This window comes from Fulvivirga ligni, assembly GCF_021389935.1.
In the GTDB taxonomy this organism is placed as follows: Bacteria; Bacteroidota; Bacteroidia; order Cytophagales; family Cyclobacteriaceae; genus Fulvivirga; species Fulvivirga ligni.
In genome coordinates this window covers 4,598,185-4,621,324 of record NZ_CP089979.1, presented here as the reverse complement: position 1 = coordinate 4,621,324, position 23,140 = coordinate 4,598,185, and the positions used below count along the sequence as shown (strand labels likewise).

Annotated in this window: 13 protein-coding genes; all 13 read left to right on the top strand. The window is 38.6% G+C overall.

Annotation, left to right across the window (positions count from 1 at the left end; translation table 11 throughout):
- The first annotated feature begins 231 nt into the window (after positions 1 to 231).
- Positions 232 to 891: an RNA polymerase sigma factor gene (locus tag LVD16_RS19300; protein WP_233769926.1), complete on the top strand. Its 660-nt coding sequence runs from the start codon at positions 232 to 234 to the stop codon at positions 889 to 891.
- 156 nt (positions 892 to 1,047) lie between these two features.
- The gene (locus tag LVD16_RS19295; RefSeq protein ID WP_233769925.1) at positions 1,048 to 2,085 is read left to right on the top strand and encodes a FecR family protein; all 1,038 of its coding nucleotides are present in this window, start codon (positions 1,048 to 1,050) and stop codon (positions 2,083 to 2,085) included.
- Positions 2,086 to 2,237: 152 nt separating this feature from the next.
- Complete coding sequence (locus LVD16_RS19290) at positions 2,238 to 5,672, top strand: SusC/RagA family TonB-linked outer membrane protein (protein WP_233769924.1); 3,435 nt, start codon at positions 2,238 to 2,240, stop codon at positions 5,670 to 5,672.
- Between the two features lie 12 nt (positions 5,673 to 5,684).
- Positions 5,685 to 7,493 (top strand): RagB/SusD family nutrient uptake outer membrane protein, encoded by a 1,809-nt coding sequence (locus LVD16_RS19285; protein WP_233769923.1) that lies wholly within the window; start codon positions 5,685 to 5,687, stop codon positions 7,491 to 7,493.
- Positions 7,494 to 7,561: 68 nt separating this feature from the next.
- The gene (locus LVD16_RS19280; RefSeq protein ID WP_233769922.1) at positions 7,562 to 10,234 is read left to right on the top strand and encodes a T9SS type B sorting domain-containing protein; all 2,673 of its coding nucleotides are present in this window, start codon (positions 7,562 to 7,564) and stop codon (positions 10,232 to 10,234) included.
- Between the two features lie 11 nt (positions 10,235 to 10,245).
- Entirely contained in the window at positions 10,246 to 11,160 is a 915-nt protein-coding gene (locus tag LVD16_RS19275) for a PorP/SprF family type IX secretion system membrane protein (RefSeq protein ID WP_233769921.1), read from the top strand.
- Positions 11,161 to 11,214: 54 nt separating this feature from the next.
- Positions 11,215 to 12,144, top strand: a complete 930-nt coding sequence (locus LVD16_RS19270; protein ID WP_233769920.1) for a hypothetical protein — start codon at positions 11,215 to 11,217, stop codon at positions 12,142 to 12,144.
- Positions 12,145 to 12,158: 14 nt separating this feature from the next.
- Positions 12,159 to 12,827, top strand: coding sequence for a basic secretory protein-like protein (locus tag LVD16_RS19265; RefSeq protein ID WP_233769919.1), 669 nt, complete (start codon positions 12,159 to 12,161; stop codon positions 12,825 to 12,827).
- A 122-nt stretch (positions 12,828 to 12,949) separates the two neighbouring features.
- On the top strand, positions 12,950 to 15,235 hold the full coding sequence (locus LVD16_RS19260) for a GH92 family glycosyl hydrolase (RefSeq protein ID WP_233769918.1): 2,286 nt from the start codon (positions 12,950 to 12,952) through the stop codon (positions 15,233 to 15,235).
- Positions 15,236 to 15,342: 107 nt separating this feature from the next.
- Positions 15,343 to 17,649 carry a GH92 family glycosyl hydrolase gene (locus LVD16_RS19255; protein WP_233769917.1) on the top strand — a complete coding sequence of 769 codons (2,307 nt, stop codon included), beginning with the start codon at positions 15,343 to 15,345 and terminating at the stop codon, positions 17,647 to 17,649.
- A gap of 170 nt (positions 17,650 to 17,819) precedes the next feature.
- The gene (locus tag LVD16_RS19250) at positions 17,820 to 18,437 is read left to right on the top strand and encodes an RNA polymerase sigma factor (protein ID WP_233769916.1); all 618 of its coding nucleotides are present in this window, start codon (positions 17,820 to 17,822) and stop codon (positions 18,435 to 18,437) included.
- A gap of 150 nt (positions 18,438 to 18,587) precedes the next feature.
- Entirely contained in the window at positions 18,588 to 19,634 is a 1,047-nt protein-coding gene (locus tag LVD16_RS19245) for a FecR family protein (protein ID WP_233769915.1), read from the top strand.
- A 121-nt stretch (positions 19,635 to 19,755) separates the two neighbouring features.
- Positions 19,756 to 23,133 carry a SusC/RagA family TonB-linked outer membrane protein gene (locus LVD16_RS19240; RefSeq protein WP_233769914.1) on the top strand — a complete coding sequence of 1,126 codons (3,378 nt, stop codon included), beginning with the start codon at positions 19,756 to 19,758 and terminating at the stop codon, positions 23,131 to 23,133.
- The last annotated feature ends 7 nt before the right edge of the window (positions 23,134 to 23,140 follow it).

Below are 23,140 nucleotides of genomic sequence, written 5' to 3'. Positions count from 1 at the left end.
CTTGATTAATCGGTTTAGCTTTCTTAAAAGCCTAAAATGTAACTATTTAAAGTTTCAAATTGAATTTAGATATTTTCGATATAAAAAGGTCATGTACTATTTGATTTCGAATTCTTCTTTTTACATATTGAATCTTAACAAAGAGATTATCCGCGGATAATTTCCATTTCACAATCAAGATATCAGTCCTCCAAAGACCAGATATTTCGCAACCTAAGGCTTTAACTAAGTATGAATATTAGCAGAAAATACGACGTAAAAAACTACGATCGGACTAAGGAGCAAAGTTCGGGTGAGAAGTTTATGGTCCATAGCTCTGAAGGCGAAGTTTGGAATGCCTTTAAAGCTGGTGATGAGGCTGCTTTTATCAAAATTTACGAAAAGTATTTCGATGTATTGGTGAACTACTGCTTCCAGTTTACCCAGGACGAAGACCTGATCAAAGATTGTGTTCAAGACCTCTTCATTTTTATAAGAAACAAAAGAAGCACCCTTTCACCCACCGATAATATCAAGCTGTATTTATTGAAGGCTTGTAGGAATAGGCTCATTTCTTATCTGAAAAAGCAGCATGTAATAAAATCCTATGATGATTTAGGGAATGATAGCTTTGTTCCGGTACTCTCTACTGAAGATAACATCATTAACCTTCAAACCAGAGAAATAAAAGAAGAAAAGCTGAATAGAGCTATTCAGAAGTTATCAATCAAAGAAAGAGAGATGATTTATTATTTCTACTTTCAAAATATGAGCTATGAGTCTATCAGAGAGCTGATGGATTATGATCATGTAAAATCTGTTAGAAGCCTACTGTACAAGGCCTTAACAAAACTTAAAGGTTTCTTTGTATTCCTATCATTCCCCTTGGCTGACTTTCTTGCCAGCTGTTAACATTCTCTTAATTTTTAGTTTAAAAGTGCGCTGTTTTTTGGTGATTCTTTAAAATGACCAATGAAAATTGCGAATTATAAAAAAGATTAAAAATAATCGATTTTTATTGAGGTCTTTTTCAGCATTTCATACTTATAGGGTTGAAAGACTCTTGAAATGACAGAAGACAATAACGATATTATAGATTTATTAACTAACGAAGACTTCCGGAAATGGGTGCTGGAGCCCTCTTATGAAAGGGCGCTGTTTTGGGAAAAGTGGATGAAAAACAATCCGGATAGGATAGAGGCGGTTAATGCTGCTAAAGAATTCATCAGATCTACCCGATACAGAAACCTCAATGTAAGTGCTGCCGAAAAAGATCAAATTTTATCTGAGATAATAGCTGAGACCACCATGGTTACACCTATGATGAGATCTTCCAGACCTAAGAAATCTTCAAAAGTATGGTATAGAGCAGCTGCTGCTGTTCTGCTACTAGGTACCGCTCTATCCATTTACTGGTGGAGCAACGTCAATGAACCACTTCCGGTTCAAAAATCTAATCTTGTAGAGGTAGTAAAGGAGAACCCTCAAGGTAGAAAATCTACCGTGTTCTTGCCAGACGGAACCCGCGTAAGTCTGAATGCCGAAAGTAAAATAACCTATAGTACTGATTACGGCAAAGAAACCAGAACTGTAACCCTCACTGGAGAAGCCTACTTCGAAGTAAAACACAACCCATCAAAGCCATTTAAAGTCATTAGCGAAAATATAATGACTGTTGCCTTAGGTACCGCCTTCAATGTGAGAGACTTTAAGGATGAAAAAGATCTTCGTGTAGCCTTAAAAAACGGAAAGGTGCTGGTGAAGAATATGAGTAATCATACCAAGGATTTTCTGGAGCCAGGAGAGGGATTCGTAATTCCTAAAAGCAGTGGCGAGTTAGAGCTGGTGAAGATTAATCCGCTGGAAGAGTTTGGCTGGAAAGACGGTATACTCATGTTTAAAAACAGTAGCCTGGATGACGTGAAAGAGCGTCTAGAAAGATGGTACGGCGTTACTATCAAGATAAATGGCAAACCCAAAGTGCCATGGCGAGTAGATGCAAAATTTAAAAACGAATCATTAGAAGAAGTGCTAAATGGCTTAGACTTCACCTATGATTTAACCTATAAAATTGACGGAAAAAATGTTGAACTAAACCTGAATTGACTATGACCTGAACTTCTATCAAAAACAAAACCGGAAGCTATTGGCGTAACTCCCGGTCATCAAATCTCTTATCAATCAGCACTTTAGAATTTGGCGATTCACATATCTGATTGATAATCAAATGATTGTTAACTACATAACACAACAAAAATATGAAAAAAAAGCTACAGTTCTTAATATTAATGAGCTCGAAGTTACTACTATACGGTGTTTTTGCCCAGCTACTTTGTGTTAGCATACTCCTTGCTAACGATGGGAACGCACAGAACCAAAGCGTACAGGATGTGTACGTTGAGATGGATGCCCACAATGCCTCAGTTCTGGAGATATTTAAAAAGGTAGAGAAGTCTACCCAGTTTAACTTTCTCTATGACAGGAATTTTATTGATCGTGATGTAAGACTTGATATGGTAGGTAAAAACTCTGTAAAGGAAGTTTTAATCGAAATATCCAAAGTTACCAATCTACGATTCAGACAAGTTAATAACCTTATTAATGTAAAGCAGATCAAAAACGCTTATTCCAACGGACAAAGTGATGTGGAGGTAGTATTCCAAAGCATTAAGGTGTCTGGTACGGTAGTTTCATCGGATGATAATTTCGGTTTGCCGGGGGTAAACGTAAGTGTAAAGGGATCTACAAGAGGTTCCATTACAGATATAGAAGGACGTTATTCTCTTGATGTTGATTCTGAAGATGCTGTGCTGGTATTTTCTTATGTTGGTTATGTAACAGAAGAGATAAAGGTAGGAAGTAAAAAGGTAATTGATGTTTCATTGAAGCCAGATGTTACCACACTACAGGATATTGTTGTTGTAGGTTATGGAGAGCAGAAGAAGATAAGTGTAGTTGGTGCCCAGTCTACAGTATCAGTGGCAGAAATACAGCAGCCAGTGGCTAATGTTTCCACCATGCTTGCAGGACGTATTTCAGGTCTTACAGGGGTTCAGAGATCAGGTCAGCCAGGATATGATGGTGCTGACATTTGGATCAGAGGTATCTCCAGTTTTACATCTACCGGAGTAGCTCCTTTAATATTGGTAGATGGGGTTGAAAGATCTATGAACAATATAGATCCATTAGATATTGAATCATTTACAGTACTTAAAGATGCAGCTGCTACTGCCGTTTATGGTGTACGTGGTGCTAATGGTGTAATTCTAATTGAGACCAAAGAAGGTAAAGTTGGCCCTCCTAAAATAACAATAGACTATAACGAAGGTATAACTGAATTTACTAAAATGCCTGACTTGGCAGATGGTGTCACCTATATGCTTTTAGCTAATGAGGCTTTAACCACCAGAGGGCAATCTCCTAAGTATACAGATGAAGTGGTTCAAAACACTATGAATAACACAGATCCATATGCATATCCTAATGTAGATTGGTTTGATGCGGTGTTTAGAGATAGAGGAAGAAATAGAAAAGCTAATGTGAATTTATCTGGTGGTGCTGAGCAAGCTCAATATTATGTTTCCTTAGGTTATTATGACGAAACAGGTTTGTTTGTTACTGATGGTGTTGAAACATATGATTCTGATACAAGATTTAAAAGATATAATGTTACAACGAACTTAAACCTAAAGTTATCTAAGACTACAACCGTGGACTTAGGTATTCAGGGCTATATTTCTGAAGGTAATTATCCCGCTGAATCTGCTGATAATATCTTTATTCAGGCTATGCAAGTTCCACCGGTTGAATATCCCATCATGTATCCTGGAGGTTACATACCGGGTAGAAGTGTAAATGGTGATCTTAGAAATCCATATGCCGATGTGGCCTTGAGAGGTTATAAAACAGAGACTAAAAACCAATTGTACTCTAATTTAGGATTAACTCAAAAATTAGACTCATGGACTAAAGGTCTTTCATGGAATGGAATGTTTGCCTTTGATGCCTATAATTCTCATTTCATTACCAGAAGAAAAAGACAAAGCACTTGGATTATTGATGGTGCTAATCCTAGAAATCCGGATGGTACGGTTAATTTACTAGATGAGCCGACTCTGCCTGGAACTAATGTGTTGGACTATACGAGAGAAAATGGAGGAAACCGAAGGTTCTATCTGCAGACTTCATTCAACTATGATAGAACTTTTGGAAAGCATTACGTAAGTGGGTTATTATTATTCAATAGAACTGATTATGTAGATGCATTTGCTGGAGATTTTACAGGATCAATTCCCTATAGAAACCAGGGTTTTGCAGGAAGAGCGACATATTCATATGATGACCGTTACTTTATTGAAGTAAATGCGGGTTATAACGGATCAGAAAATTTTGCCCCTGATAATAGATATGGCTTCTTCCCTTCATTTGCCGTTGGCTGGGTAGTTTCTAACGAGAAGTTTTTCGAGTCATTTGATGGTGTGATCAACTTCTTAAAACTGAGATATTCAGATGGTAAAGTAGGTTCTGCTTCTGGAGCAGGTAGATTTGCTTATCTCAGCTTTATGGCGGATAACGATGATATTGCTGGATATAGTTTCGGAGAAAGTCCCAGAGGTATTGGAGGTATCAGAGAAGATTCCTACGGAGTGGATGTGACCTGGTCAGAATCCAGAAAGCAGGACTTTGGTGTTGAGATTTATACATTGGACCATAGCCTGAAAATAATCGTAGATGCCTTTAAAGAGACTACAGAAGGTGCTTTCTTAAGAAGAGGTACGGTTCCTAACTACATAGGATTAACATCAGATCCATATGGTAATTTGGGTATTGTAGAAAATAAGGGTTTTGATGGTAGTCTGAATTTTGATAAGAACATAGGAGAAACAAGACTGGGTCTAAGAGGTACTTTCTCTTATAACAAAAACAAGGTAATTGAAAATGACCAACCGACTACACTTTATCCATGGTTAGAAACCAGAGGTAGAGGGGTTTTGGCTAGAGAAGGGTTAATTGCTGAAAGACTTTTTACCCTTGAGGATGATACCGATGGAGATGGTTATATAACTCCGGCAGATGGAGAGCAATATGCTGTTCAGTTCGGTAATGTTATGCCTGGTGATATTAAGTATACTGACCTTAATAATGATGGAGAGATCAATGCCTATGATATGAAAGAGATAGGTGGTGGAGATGTTCCTTCATTAACCTACGGTTTTGGTGTGAGTGCCGGACATAAAGGGTTTGATATGAGCTTGTTCTTCCAGGGACAGCACGATGCAGACATAATGCTTAGCGGTCAGGGAATTATGCCTTTCTTAGGAGATGGTGGTAGAGGCAACTTGTATAGCGTTGCCGTAGATAGATGGACGCCTGAGAACAATGATCCTTATGCAATGTATCCACGATTATCTTATGGAACAGCAGGTGTTGGTCAAACCAATAATACTCAGGCAAGTACATGGTGGCTGAGAGACGTTAATTTCTTACGTCTAAAAACAGCTGAAATTGGCTACACACTTCCCCAATCTTCACTTGATAAGTACAAGCTTAAGAATGTTCGCTTCTACTTAAGAGGGGTTAACTTGCTTACATTCAGTGATTTCGATCTGTGGGATCCTGAGTTAGCAACCTCAAATGGTGGAGCTTATCCTAATGTTAGAGTTTTCTCTCTAGGTGTTAATGTACAATTTTAAGAAGCCTCAATTATGAAGAAAATAACATATATATTAATACTATTGGTATTTGTAAGCTTTTCATGTAATGATGAGTTTCTTGATCAGGTACCAGATGATAGACTGACGTACGAAGAAACTTTCTCTAAAAGAAATTTAGTTGATCAGTATTTGGCTAATGTTTATTCCTTTATTCCAAACGAATATGCACAACGATACACTACCACTGAGCATTCAGGTCCTTGGACTGGTGGCTCTGATGAAGCAGAATATGTTTGGTCATTTTCGGCGAGTAACAGTGTAAACATTGGAGATTATAATGCCTCTACACAGTTTATTAGTACACTGTGGTCAAATTTTTACAGAGCCATTAGAAGTGCTACCAATTTCATGAATAGTGTAGATCAATGTGAAGATTGTTCCGATTTAATTATTGCTCAGTATAAAGCTGAGGCAAGAGTTTTAAGAGCATTTTTCTACTATAATCTCATCAGAACATGGGGCCCGGTTAATTTAATGGGAGATGAACCCGTTGCTCCTGATGCAGATCTTACAGCACTGGATATTGAAAGATCTACCATGGATGCTTGTGTTGCTTATATAGTAAGTGAACTGGATAAAGGGGCCGCTGAACTTGCCGAAACTAGTTTTACAGGTAGTAATGCGGGTCGAATGAGTCGTCCTTTTGCGTTAGCCATTAAAGAGAAAGTTTTGCTGTTTGCAGCAAGCCCTTTATTTAATGGTAATACTGATTATGCAGATATGGTTAATAGCCAGGGAGAGCAGCTAATCAGCCAAAGTGTCGATGTATCTAAATGGAAAGCTGCTGCTGATGCAGCTAAAGCATTTATGGATGAATATGTACCATCAGTTTACTCTTTATACAGAGAAAACGATGAGGCAGGCAATTTGGACCCTTATCTATCAACACGTAATGCTGTGTTAGAAGATTGGAATCCGGAAATTATATACGCCCGACCAAGAGGTGCCATATATTACTATTATGATGTAACTCCATATCATTCAGGTAGTGGTGATGCCAATGTGAGGGGTGCTGGAGGATTAGGAGCCACGCAAGAAATTGTGGATGCTTATTTCACTGCTAATGGAAGATCTATTGATGATCCTATGTCAGGGTATAAAACATCGGGTTTTTCAGATTTCCAAGCACCTTATGATTTTCAAACCAGAGAAACTTTCAATCAATGGGTGAATAGAGAACCACGATTCTATGTAGGTATCACTTACAATAACAGCCTTTGGATATACAGAGGAGCTGGTAATATCATTACTGAAACATGGTATGAAGGTAATTCTGGAAAGCAGGTAGGAGGAAATGATTATAGCCCCACAGGTTATATCGTAAGAAAAGGGATGCATGATGATATTCGATCTAATCAGAACTATACCATTCCTATGATGAGGCTAGCTGAAATTTATTTAGACTATGCCGAAGCTCTTAATGAATACGATCCAGGTAATCCTGATATTCTTATTTATCTCAATAGAATCAGAGATAGAGCTGGAATTCCGGAATATGGTTCTGAAGATTTAGAAGCTCCTGGTACTCAGGCTGAAATGAGAGAAGCTATCCACAAGGAAAGAAGAGTAGAGCTTGCTTTTGAAAGCATTAGATTCTTTGATGCTAGAAGATGGTTGATCGCTACCGAAGCTTTTGATGGTGATATGCACGGTATGGATATCAATGCTACGCCTGAATCTGAATTTTACAATGTTGTAGCTTTTGAAAATAGAACTTTCAATCTAAGACACAACCTATGGCCTATCCCTCAAGATGAGATTGATAGTAACCCGCTGTTAATTCAAAATTCAGGATGGTAAAATGAACAGTAGCCATCAAGGCTACTGCTTTACTCTTCAATTATCAATGTTAATTTCAATATGAAAACATGGAAAAGAAAATTCTATATATAAATATATTATGCAGTCTTTTGCTGGTGCTTACTTTGGGTAGTGTCAGTGCACAAGATTTCATCAGCACCATTGGGGGAACTCTCACTGTGGAGAGAGATAATTCAAATGCAGCAGAGGCTTCGGATAAAGTGGTGGATGGAAGTATCAGTACTAAATTTCTACTTTTTGATAGTGATCCTCTGTGGATTCAATATGAGTTTGCGTCAGCTGTTGTAGTTGATAGATATTCATTAACATCAGCAAATGATGCGTCAGGAAGGGATCCCAAAAACTGGACTATAGCAGGATCGAATAATGGTTCTACCTGGACTACCTTAGACACTAAAGCCAATGAGAAATTTAATAATCGATTAGAAACTAAGGTATATAATGTGGCTAATACCACAGTTTTTAAATTTTACAGATTAAATATTAGCTCAAATAATGGAGCTACTTTATTTCAATTGGCGGAATGGCGTCTGTTAGGAGCGGCAGCGCCGGAAGCTCCTTCTGCGCTAAGCGCCACAGCTACTTCTGGTAGTGAAGTATATCTAACCTGGACAGACAATAGCTCTTCGCCTGTGAGCAGTGAAGATAATTTTGTTTTGGAAAGATCACTGAATGGTACGGACTTTACTGAGCTGGCTGTCTTATCTCCTAATACTAAGGAATACGTAGATGAGAACTTAACACCGAACACTTCTTATCACTACAGAGTGAAAGCTGTGAATGTTAAAGGAGAGTCTACAAGTAATACAGTTAATGTAAGTACTCAAAATTTCACTGGGTTATTTACTGACATTACCGATAATGGTGGCGAAATTACTTCATCAGCAAGAATAGCCGAACAAGATCTGGCTAACCAAGGATTAGGTAAAATTATTGATAATAATACTGCCACTAAGGTTTTTCTAAGAGCTCCACAAGATGGAGAAGAAGATCCATGGGAGTTTCCTATCTGGTATCAGTATGAATCAACCACGTCAATACCTGTTAAAATAACTAAGTATACAATTACTTCAGGTAACGATGCGGCAGATAGAGATCCTAAAGACTGGACATTTGAAGCATCTACGGACGGTAGTGACTGGGACGTGCTTGATACAAAAGTGAACTATACGTTTGAATCAAGAGGTCAGACTAAGACATTTTTGATTTCAGGTGCAAGCTCTGAGCCATATCAGTATTACAGATTGAATATTACAGCCAATAGTGGTAGTGGTGACTTTCAGTTTGCAGAGTGGGAAATATATGGAGTGCCAACGGAAGCTCCGGCAATACCAACTAACCTGGATGTAACGGATAGTACTTATTACAGTATTACTCTGGCTTGGGATGATAATGCTAACAATGAAACAGGTTATTCTTTAGAGAGATCGCTTGACGGAACTTCTTTTGAGGTGGTAACAACTACAGCTGCGGATGTAACAACTTACGTAGATGAAGATCTTGCATCGTATAAAGACTATTACTACAGAATACAGGCTATAAATAATGGTAGCCCATCTATTTATTCTGAAGTGATTAAGACTAAAACGAAAATTAATCCTTTTATACCATTCCCGCCATCTAATGTTGTAGCAGTAGCGAATGATGCTAGTTCTATCTCATTAACATGGACGGACGAGTCAACTATTGAAACGGGATTTCAAATAGAAAGATCCAGAGATGGTGTAGAGTATAGTGTTTTAGATTCAGTAGCAGCAGATGTGCAGAGCTATGAAGATACAGGTTTAGTTAAAGCAACTACCTACTATTATAGATTGGTAGCTTATAATGACTTAGGTCAGAGTGAGATCCCTTCTGAAGTAGGTTCGGCTACTACCACCGGTATTAATGAAGCCCCGTCTTTCAATACTATTGAAGATTATATTGTATGTGCCATTGATACCAGATATCAGATTACTGTAAAAGGTATCACCAAAGGTGTTGATGAGGCATATCAAACCTTAAGCTATAACATAGTTTCAGATAAACCTGCTATGTTCGACGAGCTTATCATTGAACCTACAGTAACTGATAGTACTATTTTAAGCTTCATAGCAGTTACTGATACTTTAGGTGAGGCTACCGTTACTCTTACCATTAAAGATAATGGGGGCTCTAACAATGGCGGATCAGATACTTACGTGCAAACATTTAAGCTTATTCCAGATCTTACTGTAATTACGGCTTCTTCAGATACTGAAAATCCGATAGAGCGAGGTGAAACTATAAACCTTACTGCTGATGGAGGTGTATCTTATAACTGGATCGAGACTCCTGGTTTATTGTCAGACCCTGAAAATCAGACTATTACAGTGAAGCCTGTTCAGGATTACCCTTATGTTGTGGAGGCTGTTACTCCTTTGGGTTGTACCAAAACAGCTGAGGTTGTAATTAAAATGAGCGGTGACTATAATCTTGAACCTAACAATATTCTTACGCCGAATAATGATGGTTACAATGATGTGTGGGTGGTATGGAATATTAATACTTACCCTGAGAATGAACTGAAAATCTATGATGCTTCTGGTAGAATAGTATACAGTGAAACTGGTTATGCTAATACCTGGGGAGGTACTTCCACTGGAGGTTCTCAGCTTCCTTCAGGAGTATACTACTATGTCATTGATTTAGGAAGTGGCATACCTGCACTTACTGGTAGTTTAACAATTATCAACAACTAATAGAAATCATTATGAACACAATATATAATAGATTAAAAGGCCTGGCAGCACTATTAGTTGCACTATGCTGGTTAGGTTCTGGAGAAGTAGATGCTCAGGTCAAAACTTTGGGTTCAGCCTATTTTTTCAATCAGTATCAGGTAAATCCATCTTATGCAGGTTTGATAGAAGGTGGACTAAATCTCAATGCCTTGTACCATAAGCAAGCCACTGATATTGGTAATTCATCTTCCATACAGGCATTCACAGCTGATTATGGATATACTGATAAAATGGGGCTGGGGATTAACCTTTATCGCGATGAGCAAGGGTTGATCGAATCTACCAGAATTATGGCTACATATGCTTATCATTTACCTATTTCTGAAGGACAATCAGTTCACTTTGGCTTGTCTTTAGGGGTGATTGATCAGAAAATAGATATGGATGCACTTCAAGGTGATATGGGAGATCCTAGAGTGGCTCAGTTTAACGATCAGGGTACTAATTTCGATGCTGATTTTGGAGCTACCTACAAATGGAATAACCTTATGGTAGAAGCTGTTGGTTTGCATTTAGGGTCTTTCGCCAGCGATGAGAGCACATTAAACATAATTCGTAAGCCTACCGTCTATGGAGCAGCCAGTTATAAAATCGGGTTGATTGATGCAGAAGCTAATTCTGTAGGCATAACACCGAAGGTAGCTTATAGAAAAGTAGAGGAGCTGGATGGCATCTTAGATGTGGGTGCTCAAGTAGGTTTCTTAAATGACAACTTCAATGTATTGGCGATGTATCATTCATCAAAGAATTTGACTTTCGGGCTTAATACATTGATAAAAGGAATGTATGGCATCAGCGGTACTTATAGTACAGATGCTAAAGATTATGATGGAGAAGCGGGAAGTGACTTTGAAGTTTCTCTTCAAGTTTTATTAGGTAGGTAAAACTTGAGAAGTCCCTGGATTTAGCCAGGGACTTTTTTATTTAAACTTTATTTTATGAGATTATTAAAACTTACACTTATAACAATTCCTTTCTTCTTCTTTGATTGTTCTAAAGATGAACCTAAAGGACTAACTCCGCCGCCAATAGATGATGATCCAAAATCTGATCTGCCGGCACCACCAGCCACGTGGAAAGAACACTGGTTTGAGCATGAACAGCTGGTAACCAATGTCTTCCATGACGAGCACCTGGCTTTGTACTATGATGATAATGTAAACCCGTCCTACACCTGGCCTCAGGTTTATATTTCTGATATGTGGGAATATGTAAAGAGCGTATACGGAGATTTTGGCGATGATCCACGCCTATACGCCATTTTGCATACTGACAGATATTCTGGCGGGCATCCGGCAGTTTATATGGACGCCGGTCATGACTATAGAAATGTAGTGGACGTAGGACCTTACACCTGGGAATTTGAAAAACCAAGTGATGGCCTCAGCGTACTTACTCATGAAGTAGGTCATATTGTAGAAGGAGCAGCTAAAGGCGTAAAAGACAATCCGGCATGGGAGATTTGGAAGGATTCTAAGTGGGCCGAGATCTTCATTTATGATGTGTATCTGGGCTTAGGAAAAACGGAATATGCTCAGCAAGTATACAACGATATGATGAACCAAACTGATGATTTCCCAACTCCTGGTTCACAGTGGTTCAAAGATTGGTTTTATCCCTTATATTCACAAAATGGTGGTTCAAAAGTGCTGAATGAGTTCTACGAGCTTCTTGCCAAACACTTTCCAAGAAATGCAGACGGAACCAAATATGCCCGTAGAATGAATTGGGGTGAATTTATTCACTTTTGGAGTGGAGCGGCCGGCAAAGACTTAAAACCTTTGGCAGAACAGGCATTTGGATGGCCAGAGGAATGGACAGACCAACTATATCAGGCAAAAGCTGACTTTGATAAAATTACATACTAATTAATAATTTGAGAATGAGAAGAATAACAATTGCTTTGGCTCTAGTCGCAGGGCTTATGATCAGTAATCAGGTATCGGCACAAGAAGTTTATAAAAGAAAAGGGTATCAGCTTACGATTAACAATCAGGCCGAAGGTGTGGATGGAGATGTGATGAATTCATTGATTGAAACCTTTTTTACCGTTTACCCTGTGTTATGCCGAAACTATAACACCAGCGCTGTAAAAGAAGTAGAATTTTTCATTGACCCTGATTACAACGGTGTGGCAGAAGCAGGTGGAGGAAGAGTGAGAATGAATCCAAACTGGTTAAAGCAGCATCCTTATGACTTTGATATGGTTACACATGAGGTAATGCACCTTGTACAGGCATATCCTGGTGGTGCCGGACCATGGTGGGTTACAGAGGGCATAGCCGATTACATGCGTTATATGTATGGTTGTGATAACCCTAAAGGTGGCTGGTCAATGCCTGATTATCAGGAAAAGCAAAACTTTGACAATAGCTACAGAATCACTGCTCGTTTCTTCGTTTGGATAGAAAGAAATAAGCAGGCGGGCTTCATTAAGCAGCTGGATCATGCTATGAGAACAAAAACATATACAGATAAAATTTGGAAAGATAAGCTAGGTAAGAATATAGAAGATCTTTGGAAAGAATACGCTCAAAATCCGTCTATATAATTATCGCCAACTTTTATTACTAATGGTTTGGTAAACCGATTTACTAAACTAATTTTAAGGTTTGAAGAGAAATTTTTACAATTTCTCTTCGTTACCCTTAGACTCATAGAATATTTAACAAAATGAAAATTACCTACATCCTAAGTATTATTTTACTGTATAGCCTGTCGGGCTATGCACAGATGGTCGATCAGGTGACTGACCCTGTAGACTATGTAAACCCACTCATGGGTACAGATTCAGACCCAGGTCTTTCCAACGGTAATACCTATCCTGCCATTGCAGTGCCATGGGGTATGAACTTCTGGACACCACAAACAGGGCCAATGGGTCATGGTTGGGCTTACACTTATAACAGTCATAAAATCAGAGGTTTTAAGCAAACTCACCAGCCATCACCATGGATGAATGACTACGGTCAGTTTTCCATTATGCCTGTAGTAGGTAAAAAATTCAAACAAGATGATAGAGCCAGCTGGTTCTCTCATAAAGCAGAAAAGGCTACCCCTTATTACTACAGTGTATATCTTGCTGATCATGATGTAACTGTAGAACTTACACCAACAGAAAGAGCTGCACAGTTTCAAATTACATTCCCTGAATCAGATAGTTCTTACATAGTTGTGGATCCTTTCGATAAAGGTTCTTATGTAAAAGTTATCCCTGAAGAAAATAAGATCATTGGTTATACTACCAAGTATGCCAGAGGCAAGCTAACTAACTTCAAAAACTACTTTGTTATTAAATTCGATAAGAAGTTTAATGACGTAAGCACTTGGGAGGGAGATAAATTAGCTGCTGATAAAGCTGAGATGACTGCGGATCATGCAGGAGCAATCGTAGGCTTTAAAACATCTAAAGAAGAAAAAATACACGTACAAGTAGCTTCTTCATTCATCAGTTTTGAGCAGGCTGAGCTTAACTTAAGCAGAGAGCTGGCTAACGATGATTTTGAAACTACTAAGAAAAAAGCTCGTGATGAGTGGAATGAGAAATTAGGTAGATTAAAAGTAGAAGGTGGAACTATCGATCAGGTAAGAACTTTCTATTCTTGCTTATACAGAACACTTTTCTTCCCTAATAAGCTTTACGAAATCAACGAGAAAAATGAGATTGTACACTGGAGTCCTTATAACGGTGAGATCCTTCCAGGATATATGTTTGCCGGTACTGGTTTCTGGGATACTTTCAGAGCACTTTATCCATTCTTAAACCTGGTTTACCCTTCTATCAATAAAGAAATGCAAGCTGGTTTGGCTAATGACTTCAAAGAAGGTGGTTGGTTGCCAGAGTGGTCAAGCCCGGGTTATGCTAATATCATGGTAGGTAATAACTCTGCCTCTGTGGTATCTGATGCTTACATCAAAGGCTTAAGAGGATATGATATTGAAACACTTTACGAAGCATTGCTTCATGGGGCTAACAATGCTGGTCCTATGACCGCCGTGGGTAGAGCAGGAGCAGAGCAGTATGTGGATCTGGGTTATGTGCCTTATGATATTGGAATCAACGAAAGTGCAGCCAGAACATTAGAGTATGCTTATGATGATTTTGCCATCTATCAATTGGCAAAGGCTCTTGGAAAATCTAAGAAAGACATTAAGCTCTATAAGAAAAGAGCGATGAACTATAAAAACCTATTCGATCCTTCTACAGGATTAATGAGAGGCAAAAACAAAGATGGTTCGTTCCAATCACCATTTAACCCATTCAAATGGGGTGATGCTTTCACTGAAGGAAACAGCTGGCACTATAGCTGGTCAGTATTCCATGATCCTCAAGGACTTATTGACCTGATGGGCGGACAGCAAAACTTCGTAGCTAAATTGGATTCAGTATTTGATTTACCTCCAATCTTTGATGATAGCTATTATGGTGGAGTTATCCATGAGATCAGAGAGATGCAAATTGCTGATATGGGCCAATATGCTCATGGTAATCAGCCTATTCAGCATATGATCTACTTGTATAACTATGCTGGTGCACCTTGGAAAACACAATACTGGGCTAGAGAAACTATGAACAGAATGTATATGCCTACTCCTGATGGCTATTGTGGTGATGAGGATAACGGACAAACTTCTGCTTGGTATGTATTCTCTGCAATGGGCTTCTATCCTGTATGTCCTGCAGTAAATGAGTACGTATTAGGAGCTCCATTATTTAAGAAATTAACGGTGAGCCTTGAAAACGGTAAAAAATTAGTGATCAATGCTCCAAAAAATAGTGATGATAACAGATATGTTCAGCAGTTAACTGTAAATGGTCAGTCTACTACTAAGAACTATGTAGATCACAACGAACTAATGAAAGGTGCTACTCTAAACTTTGAAATGGGCGCTGAGCCTAACAAGTCTAGAGGAGTAAATAAAGAGGATTTCCCTTATTCTCTTTCTACTGAAAAGTAATTTCCTTTTTGTGTTTTGGTTATTGCGAAGTTTGAAGTAATCTTATAATGATTATTTCTACTTCGCATTACTATACTTCACTTACACTTACAACTTAAAAATTATTTATGATTAAAAAGAGCTGGCTAGCTGGTCTATTAATAGGTGCTCAGGCGCTTGTTGGCCATGCCCAAGATAAGCAAGACAAAGGATTGGTGCAGTACGTAGATCCTATGATCGGTACGGCAAAAATGGGACACACCTACCCAGGAGCTACCGCTCCGTTTGGTATGGTGCAACTAAGCCCGGATACCGATACTATACCTTATGCTGTAGATGGCAGGTACACAGGGGATGTCTATAAATACTGTGCAGGTTATCAGTATGAAGATAAAACCATAGTAGGTTTTAGTCATACCCACTTCAGTGGTACAGGACATTCTGACCTGGGTGATTTCTTAATTATGCCTACCACGGGTAAGTTGCAACTTAATCCTGGTACTGCGGATAAGCCAGAGAGCGGCTACAGGTCTAAATTTAGTCATGATAATGAAAAAGCAGAAGCTGGTTATTACAAAGTAAAGCTCGATGATCATAACATTACCGCTGAGCTTACGGCTACTACCAGAGTAGGTATGCACCAGTACACTTTCCCGGAAGCGGAAGAAGCACATATCATCCTGGATATGATGTATGGCATCTATAATTATGATGAAAAAACTACCTGGGCATTCATCAGGTTAGAGAATGATACCTTAATTACGGGTTATAAATCTACTAACGGATGGGCTAGAACGCGTACCGAATATTTTGCCATGTCTTTCAGCAAGCCAGTGAAGACTTATGGTTTTAAAATGTATGAAAAACATCCTTACCATGGCTTTTGGGGTAGGTTTGATCAGCAAAATAACTTTCCTGAAGCAGCTAATGAAAAGATCAGAGCACACTTTGATTTTGATGTAGCAGCAGGGGAGAAGATCAAGATAAAATTTGCGCTGTCACCAGTGAGCACGGCTAATGCCATAGAAAACATGAATGCCGAAGTTCCAGGGTGGGATTTTGAAGCTGTAAAAGCTCAAACACAAAGCAATTGGAACAAAGAATTGGGTAAAGTAACGGCAGATGCTGGTAGCGAAGCAGATATGAAAAACTTCTACACTGCTATGTACCATGCCTTCTTAGGACCTACCGTATATCAGGATGTAAATGGTGAGTACAAAGGGTTAGACCAAAATGTGCACAAAGCAGATGGTTTTACTAACTATACCAGCTTTTCACTATGGGATACTTACAGAGCACTTCACCCACTATTTAACGTGTTGCAGCCAGCCAGAAACCAGGATATGATTCAGGCAATGATGGCGCATTATGATCAAAGCGTTCATAAGATGCTTCCTATCTGGTCTCACTACGCTAATGAAAACTGGTGTATGATCGGCTACCACAGTGTACCGGTAATAGCAGATGCTGTAATTAAAGGTAATGCTGATTTTGATGTGGAAAGAGCATTAGAGGCTTGTATCAATACAGCTAACACCAGATACTTTGATGGTATCGGCGAGTACATTGATCGTGGCTTCGTGCCAGAAGATAAGAGCAGAGCTTCAGTATCTAAAACATTAGAATATGCCTTTGATGACTGGTGTATTGCTCAAATGGCTAAGAAACTAGGTAAAGATGATGTTTATAAAGAGTTCATGAAGCGCTCTGAAAGCTATAAGAACGTTTATGATCCTAAAACAGGTTTCATGAGACCAAAGAATGCTAATGGTGAATGGGTAAAAGAATTTGATCCATTAGATACACATTGGAAGGGTTTCATCGAAGGAAACTCTTGGAATTACAGCTTATACGTACCGCATGATCCTGAGGCAATGATAGAAATGATGGGTGGAGATAAGAAATTTGTTCCTCATTTAGATTCATTGTTCTCAATGGAGCTTCCTGACAAGTATTTTGAGCATACTGAAGATATTTCCAGAGATGGTATTATTGGTAACTATGTGCATGGTAATGAGCCATCGCACCACGTTGTTTACCTCTATGACTGGACTGACCAGCCATGGAAAGCACAGGACAAAATCAGAATGATCCTCAAGGCAATGTATAAAACAGGCGCCAATGGTTTAGGAGGTAATGATGACTTTGGCCAGATGAGTGCCTGGTATTTATTCAGCTCATTAGGCTTTTACCCTGTAGCTCCAGGTTCGAACCAATACATGCTTGGTAGCCCGGCAGTAAATGCAGCTACTATCCATTTAGAAAATGGTAAAGAGTTCAAAATCGAAGCTAAGAAACAAAGCGATAAAAATGTATTCGTGAAAAAGGTGGAACTCAATGGAAAAGAGGTTAATCAAACCTTCATTACCCATGAAGATATCATGAAAGGTGGAACGCTTACTTTCTATATGAGTAGCAAACCGAATAAGAAATAGTAAAATAAGTTTTATTTTATTTGATATTAAAAAGTTTCAATCTGTAGTAATCAGGTTGAAACTTTTTTCATTTCTAGCCAGCTAAATCGATTTGTTCTTTGTTGCTTCTCATCTAAAATGTTTGTTAATTAGGGTTTGCAATCGTTTTAAATTTTCAATTTATTATCTGGATGGAAGCTGCTGATCATAAAAGGGATGATGCTGTTAACACGCGAGGCGATATTCATGGCTTCGCGCAGGAGAAGGACAGCCACATCTGGGATCAGTTTAAGAGTGGTAACGAATCTGCATTCATACATATTTACAACACTCACTTCAAACAGCTGTATCATTACGGCAAACAGTTTACTAATGATTCAGGCTTAATTAAAGACTGCATTCAGGATATGTTTATTACTATCCGTAAAAACAGACAGAATTTAGCATCCACGCATTCTATAAAATTATATCTCTTTAAATCTATCAAGAGATTGATCCTACGCTCAGGGAAAAAATATAAAAGGTTTCACTCCGATCGGGAGCTCGAAGAGGTTTATAATTTTCATTTCATTCTTTCCTACGAACATCATTTGATTGATCAACAATTGAGTGAAGAAAGAAGGATCAAATTACAATCCGAATTAAACCAGTTACCTGCAAGACAGAAGGAGGCTATCTATTACCTTTTTTACGAAAATATGTCTTATGCAGAGATCTGTGAACTTATGGGGTTTACAGACATTAAGTCGGGACGTAATTTGGTGTACAAGGCATTTAAAACCTTAAGACTGAAGCTCTCAGATATCTAAGTCTTCATCCTTTTGATTAAATATTTCACATGAGGTAATATTGTAATGAATTGATATTCAATTGATTGAAAAATTTTTCAAAAAAAGTTTAGTATAAGCGATGTTGTCCTAGACTTTGCTGCCTTATATAGGGGAAACCATGCAGTACCTATGAGTGCCAGGCAAAACTTAGAAGATTTCTTATCTGACGATGAATTCGTAAGATGGGTGAAAAACCCAGATAAAGAACTTGACTCTTTTTGGAGTAAGTGGATGAGCTATCATCCTGATAAGAGGCAGACTGTATCGCTGGCACGTGAAATTATTCTGGGAATTCAGGTTGAGAATCCTACAGAAGATCAAGGAATTGAAGATTTACAAAATGATATTCTTAAAAATATCCTGTTGGAAGAGGGCGAAAGTAAAGGTAAATCACGGCACTTTAAACCAAGAGCTAAGTCTAATTTCGTATTATCAATTTTAAAGTATGCTGCAGTTATCTGCATAGGGGTAGCTATTTACTTCATTGCTAATTCTCAATTATTTATTGATGAATCAGATGCTCCTGAATATCAAACTGTTATAAAGGAAAACGACATAGGGAGAAGGCAAACGCTTCTGCCGGACGGAACTAAAGTTTGGATGAATTCCAACACCCGTATTTCTTATGCCTCAAATATTAATGAGGCCGATCAAAGGAAAGTCATCCTTGAAGGTGAAGCCTACTTTAAAGTGAAAAAGGATCCAGATCGTCCTTTCATTGTGCAAAGCAAGAGCTTCTCTACTACAGCATTAGGCACAGCTTTTAATGTGAATGCCTATCCTGATGGAGACAATATAGTGGTATCTCTAGAGGAAGGTAAAGTGCTTATCAAACAAGAAGATGATAAAAAAGCAGATAGTTATGTGCTTACCCCCGGGCATCAGCTTACCTATTCAATCTTAGAAAAGAAATTAGGCATTAATCCATTTAATTCGGAGGTAGAGTTAGGGTGGATCAAAGGAATCCTCTCTTTTAAGGATGCTGATTTTGATGAAATCTGCAAAAGACTGGAGAAGTTCTATTCGGTGAAGATTGAGGTGAAAGGGGAAAAGCCCCAATGGAAATATAGTGGAAGATTTGAAAATGCATCACTGGAGCAGGTGATAGAAAGAGTAGCTTCAGTAGAAAAAATCAATTATCAATTAAATGACAAAACACTAGTTATATGGAATTAATAGATAGCGGATAATAATACCAGCCCGAAGGCTGATATTATAAGATTTCAAGGCGTCAACCATCGTCCAAAATGAAAGGGCCTTGAACACTTTAATGAATAAATCACTAAACCTTAAAAGTATGAAAAAAAATGTACTTAGTTTATTTCTAAGCGCTATGAAGTACCTATTACTTTTTTCAATGCTACTGACTATATCTATGAGCTTAGTATTTGCCAGTAGCTCGAAAGCACAAGAAGTTAAGAGTGTAAGAGAAGTTTATCTCATCATAGGATTCAATAATCAGAACCTTGAATCTGTATTCTCTGAAATTGAATCAAAAACTCCTTATTACTTTGGCTATGAACGCAAGAATATTGATAGCAAAGCCACCATTAATCTGCCTAAAAAGAGAATGTCAGTGGCGGATCTATTGATTCAGATCGCCAGGCAGACTCCATTAAGATTTAGACAGGTAAATAACAACATTGATGTTATACCTCTCAATCAAGTTCAGGATGAGCCTATCGAAGTGATCATCGAACAGACCGTAACAGGGGTTGTAAAAGATGAAAATGGAGAGCAATTGCCCGGCGTATCAGTACAAATAAAAGGTACTAACAAAGGCACCATCACAGATATTGATGGTTCGTATTCCATTCAGGTGCCTGATAACGAATCTACCCTCGTTTTTAGTTTTGTTGGTATGGAAACGATTGAAATGACGGTTGGGGATCAAAATATTATCAATGTTACCCTAAAAATGGATGTTCAATCTCTCAATGAGGTAGTTGTAGTAGGCTATGGCATCCAACGCAAGTCTAGTGTGGTGGGAGCAATAGATCAGGTTAATGCAGATAAGCTAGAAGGCCGACCTAATGCGAATATGACGCAAGCCTTACAGGGTGTTGCTCCTAATTTGATCATACAGCAGCCTAATTCTGAACCGGGGGCACGGATGAACATCAACATTAGAGGTATTAGTACTTTAGGAGATAATAGTCCCCTAATAGTTATTGATGGAATAGTTGGAGGTGATCTAAATCTAATCAACCCGTCAGATATTGCCAGTGTATCAGTACTGAAAGATGCTGGAAGTGCAGCCATCTACGGATCACGTGCTAATAATGGTGTGATTGTAGTTACCACCAAAAAGGGACAGAAAAACAAGGGTATGACCATCACCTACAATGGTCTTATGGGAGTAAATAACCCTCACTATTTTATGAAGCCTGTTAGCGGTTATCAGAATGCTATCCTTAGAAACGAATCTGCAGCTAATGCAGGTAAGACTTCAGTAGTCTATACTCCTGAACAGATAAGACAGTTTAAGGAAAATGGAGATGAAGAATGGTTTGCAGAGGAAATTGTAAAACCGGCCTGGCAACAAAATCATAATTTGAGTTTATCAGGTGGTAATGAGCAGTCTACCTATTTTCTTTCCTTGGGCTACCTGGATCAGGAAAGTAACTTCGTGGGTCCTGATAAGGGTTTGAAGAGGTATAATTTCCGTATGAACATGACCAATGACTTGGGAAGGTTTAAACTCACTTCAATGCTTAATTATGTGCGAAGAGAAACTACAGACCACTCCAGTAGCACTGGTACACTTATAGTAGACGCGAGCCGCGTTCCTCTAATTTATGCGCAAAGGGATTCTCTCGGCCGCTTCCTTACAAATGATGTCCTTCAGGAATTTAATTCTCTTGGAATACTGGAAGAAGGTGGTTTTAGAAAGTATGATGATGATAATGTTTTTGGAAACCTGCAGGCAGAATTTGAAATTTTAGATGGCCTTTCTATAAAAGGGGTGTTCGGTGGAGCATTGTATTCTAATCATCAATTCGCTAGAACCAAGCAGGTGAATTTCTTCCCTAAGGGTTTGTATGGAGCCAATAGAAATACTTACGATGAAAGCCGCAAGTCTATTGATCTCAACACGCAGCTTATACTTCAGTACATGAAAAACTTCGCTCAGAATCATAATCTGAACCTGCTTGTAGGAGCATCTAATGAAAATCATACAGATAGAGGCACAGGTATATATAAAACGCTTACTGATCCTGATCTGGGTACACCAACCACAGAGACCATTGTTAGCCCTGATTCTTACACCTCTAATCAAAGTTCTTCTGAAAATAGCCTTAACTCACTATTTGGTAGAGTTTCTTATGATTTTAGTAACAAGTACTTTGCTGAGTTCAGCTTTAGGTACGACGGCTCCTCCAAATTTAATGAAGATAACCGTTGGGGATTTTTCCCATCTGCCTCGGTAGGCTATAGGGTTACTCAGGAGGATTTTATGAAAGGATATCTGGATCGTGTAGGAGGTATCAAATTGAGAGCTTCATATGGTGTGTTAGGAAATCAGAATGTTGGTAATTACCAGTATCAAACTACCTATTTTACTTTCCCTAATGCATATGGATTTAATGATAGTGGTGTAGGCGGTACAGGATACAATTTTGCTAATCCTAATTTGAAATGGGAGAGGGCAGCCACACTCAATATTGGTGCTGACATGGACTTCATAGATGGTAATCTAACACTATCTCTTGATTACTTCAATAAGGTGACCTCTAATATCTTAGTTCCTCCGGCTGTACCAGGTGTATTTGGAACCGGGCTTCCAGATTTTAATGCTGGTAAAGTGGCTAATAGAGGCTGGGAAATAGCTTTATCTTACGTGCACAAAACTGGTCAGATGACACATACTTTCTCTGGTAATCTTGGTGACTCCCAAAACGAGGTTTTGGACTTTCAGGGTAATGAAAGACTTCAGGGAAAGGAAGAACTACAGATCTTACTTCGCGAGGGCTATCCGTATAATTCATATGTTGGCCTAAAGCATGATGGCTACTTCCAAAACATGGAAGATGTTCAGAACAGTGCTAAACCTGAAGGATTAACAAATCTGTTCCCTGGAGATAACAAGTATGTTGATATTAATGAAGATGGTAAGATTGACGATGATGACCTGGTGGTCTTCGGTAGTCCATTTCCAAGATTAACCTATGGACTTACCTATAGTGTTCAGTTTAATGGATTTGATCTCAATATCTTCTTGCAAGGTGTAGGCAAGCGTACTATGATGCTACGTGGAGAGCTTGTAGAACCTTTCCATTTTAATTATGGAATGACCATGTATGAGCATCAATTGGACTATTGGACTCCTCAGAACACCGACGCTGCTTTTCCCAGGTTGGCAGATAACGGTAGCCAGTCTAACACCAATAACTATCGCAGAGGATCAGATCTTTACTTATTCAATGCAGCTTATCTAAGAGTCAAAAATATTCAGCTCGGTTATACTGTACCTGCTAATATGGCTAGCAAAATAGGGGCAAAAAAGATAAGAGCCTATGTATCAGGACAGAATCTATTTACATTTTCAAAATTGAAATTTGTTGATCCTGAGTTATCAGAGTTTGATGGTAGCCTGAGAAGTGGTGGAGCTAACAGCGGTAGAGCATACCCCACCATGATTTACTACGGATTTGGATTAGATATAACCTTTTAATCAAGAA

Excerpts from the sequence above, each read along its gene's own strand:
- LVD16_RS19240 (WP_233769914.1), top strand. The coding sequence starts at position 19,756 with ATGAAAAAAAATGTACTTAGTTTATTTCTAAGCGCTATGAAGTACCTA.
- LVD16_RS19290 (WP_233769924.1), top strand. The coding sequence starts at position 2,238 with ATGAAAAAAAAGCTACAGTTCTTAATATTAATGAGCTCGAAGTTACTA.
- LVD16_RS19265 (WP_233769919.1), top strand. The coding sequence starts at position 12,159 with ATGAGAAGAATAACAATTGCTTTGGCTCTAGTCGCAGGGCTTATGATC.
- LVD16_RS19295 (WP_233769925.1), top strand. The coding sequence starts at position 1,048 with ATGACAGAAGACAATAACGATATTATAGATTTATTAACTAACGAAGAC.
- LVD16_RS19255 (WP_233769917.1), top strand. The coding sequence starts at position 15,343 with ATGATTAAAAAGAGCTGGCTAGCTGGTCTATTAATAGGTGCTCAGGCG.
- LVD16_RS19270 (WP_233769920.1), top strand. The coding sequence starts at position 11,215 with ATGAGATTATTAAAACTTACACTTATAACAATTCCTTTCTTCTTCTTT.
- LVD16_RS19260 (WP_233769918.1), top strand. The coding sequence starts at position 12,950 with ATGAAAATTACCTACATCCTAAGTATTATTTTACTGTATAGCCTGTCG.
- LVD16_RS19285 (WP_233769923.1), top strand. The coding sequence starts at position 5,685 with ATGAAGAAAATAACATATATATTAATACTATTGGTATTTGTAAGCTTT.
- LVD16_RS19250 (WP_233769916.1), top strand. The coding sequence starts at position 17,820 with ATGGAAGCTGCTGATCATAAAAGGGATGATGCTGTTAACACGCGAGGC.
- LVD16_RS19275 (WP_233769921.1), top strand. The coding sequence starts at position 10,246 with ATGAACACAATATATAATAGATTAAAAGGCCTGGCAGCACTATTAGTT.
- LVD16_RS19280 (WP_233769922.1), top strand. The coding sequence starts at position 7,562 with ATGGAAAAGAAAATTCTATATATAAATATATTATGCAGTCTTTTGCTG.
- LVD16_RS19245 (WP_233769915.1), top strand. The coding sequence starts at position 18,588 with ATGAGTGCCAGGCAAAACTTAGAAGATTTCTTATCTGACGATGAATTC.
- LVD16_RS19300 (WP_233769926.1), top strand. The coding sequence starts at position 232 with ATGAATATTAGCAGAAAATACGACGTAAAAAACTACGATCGGACTAAG.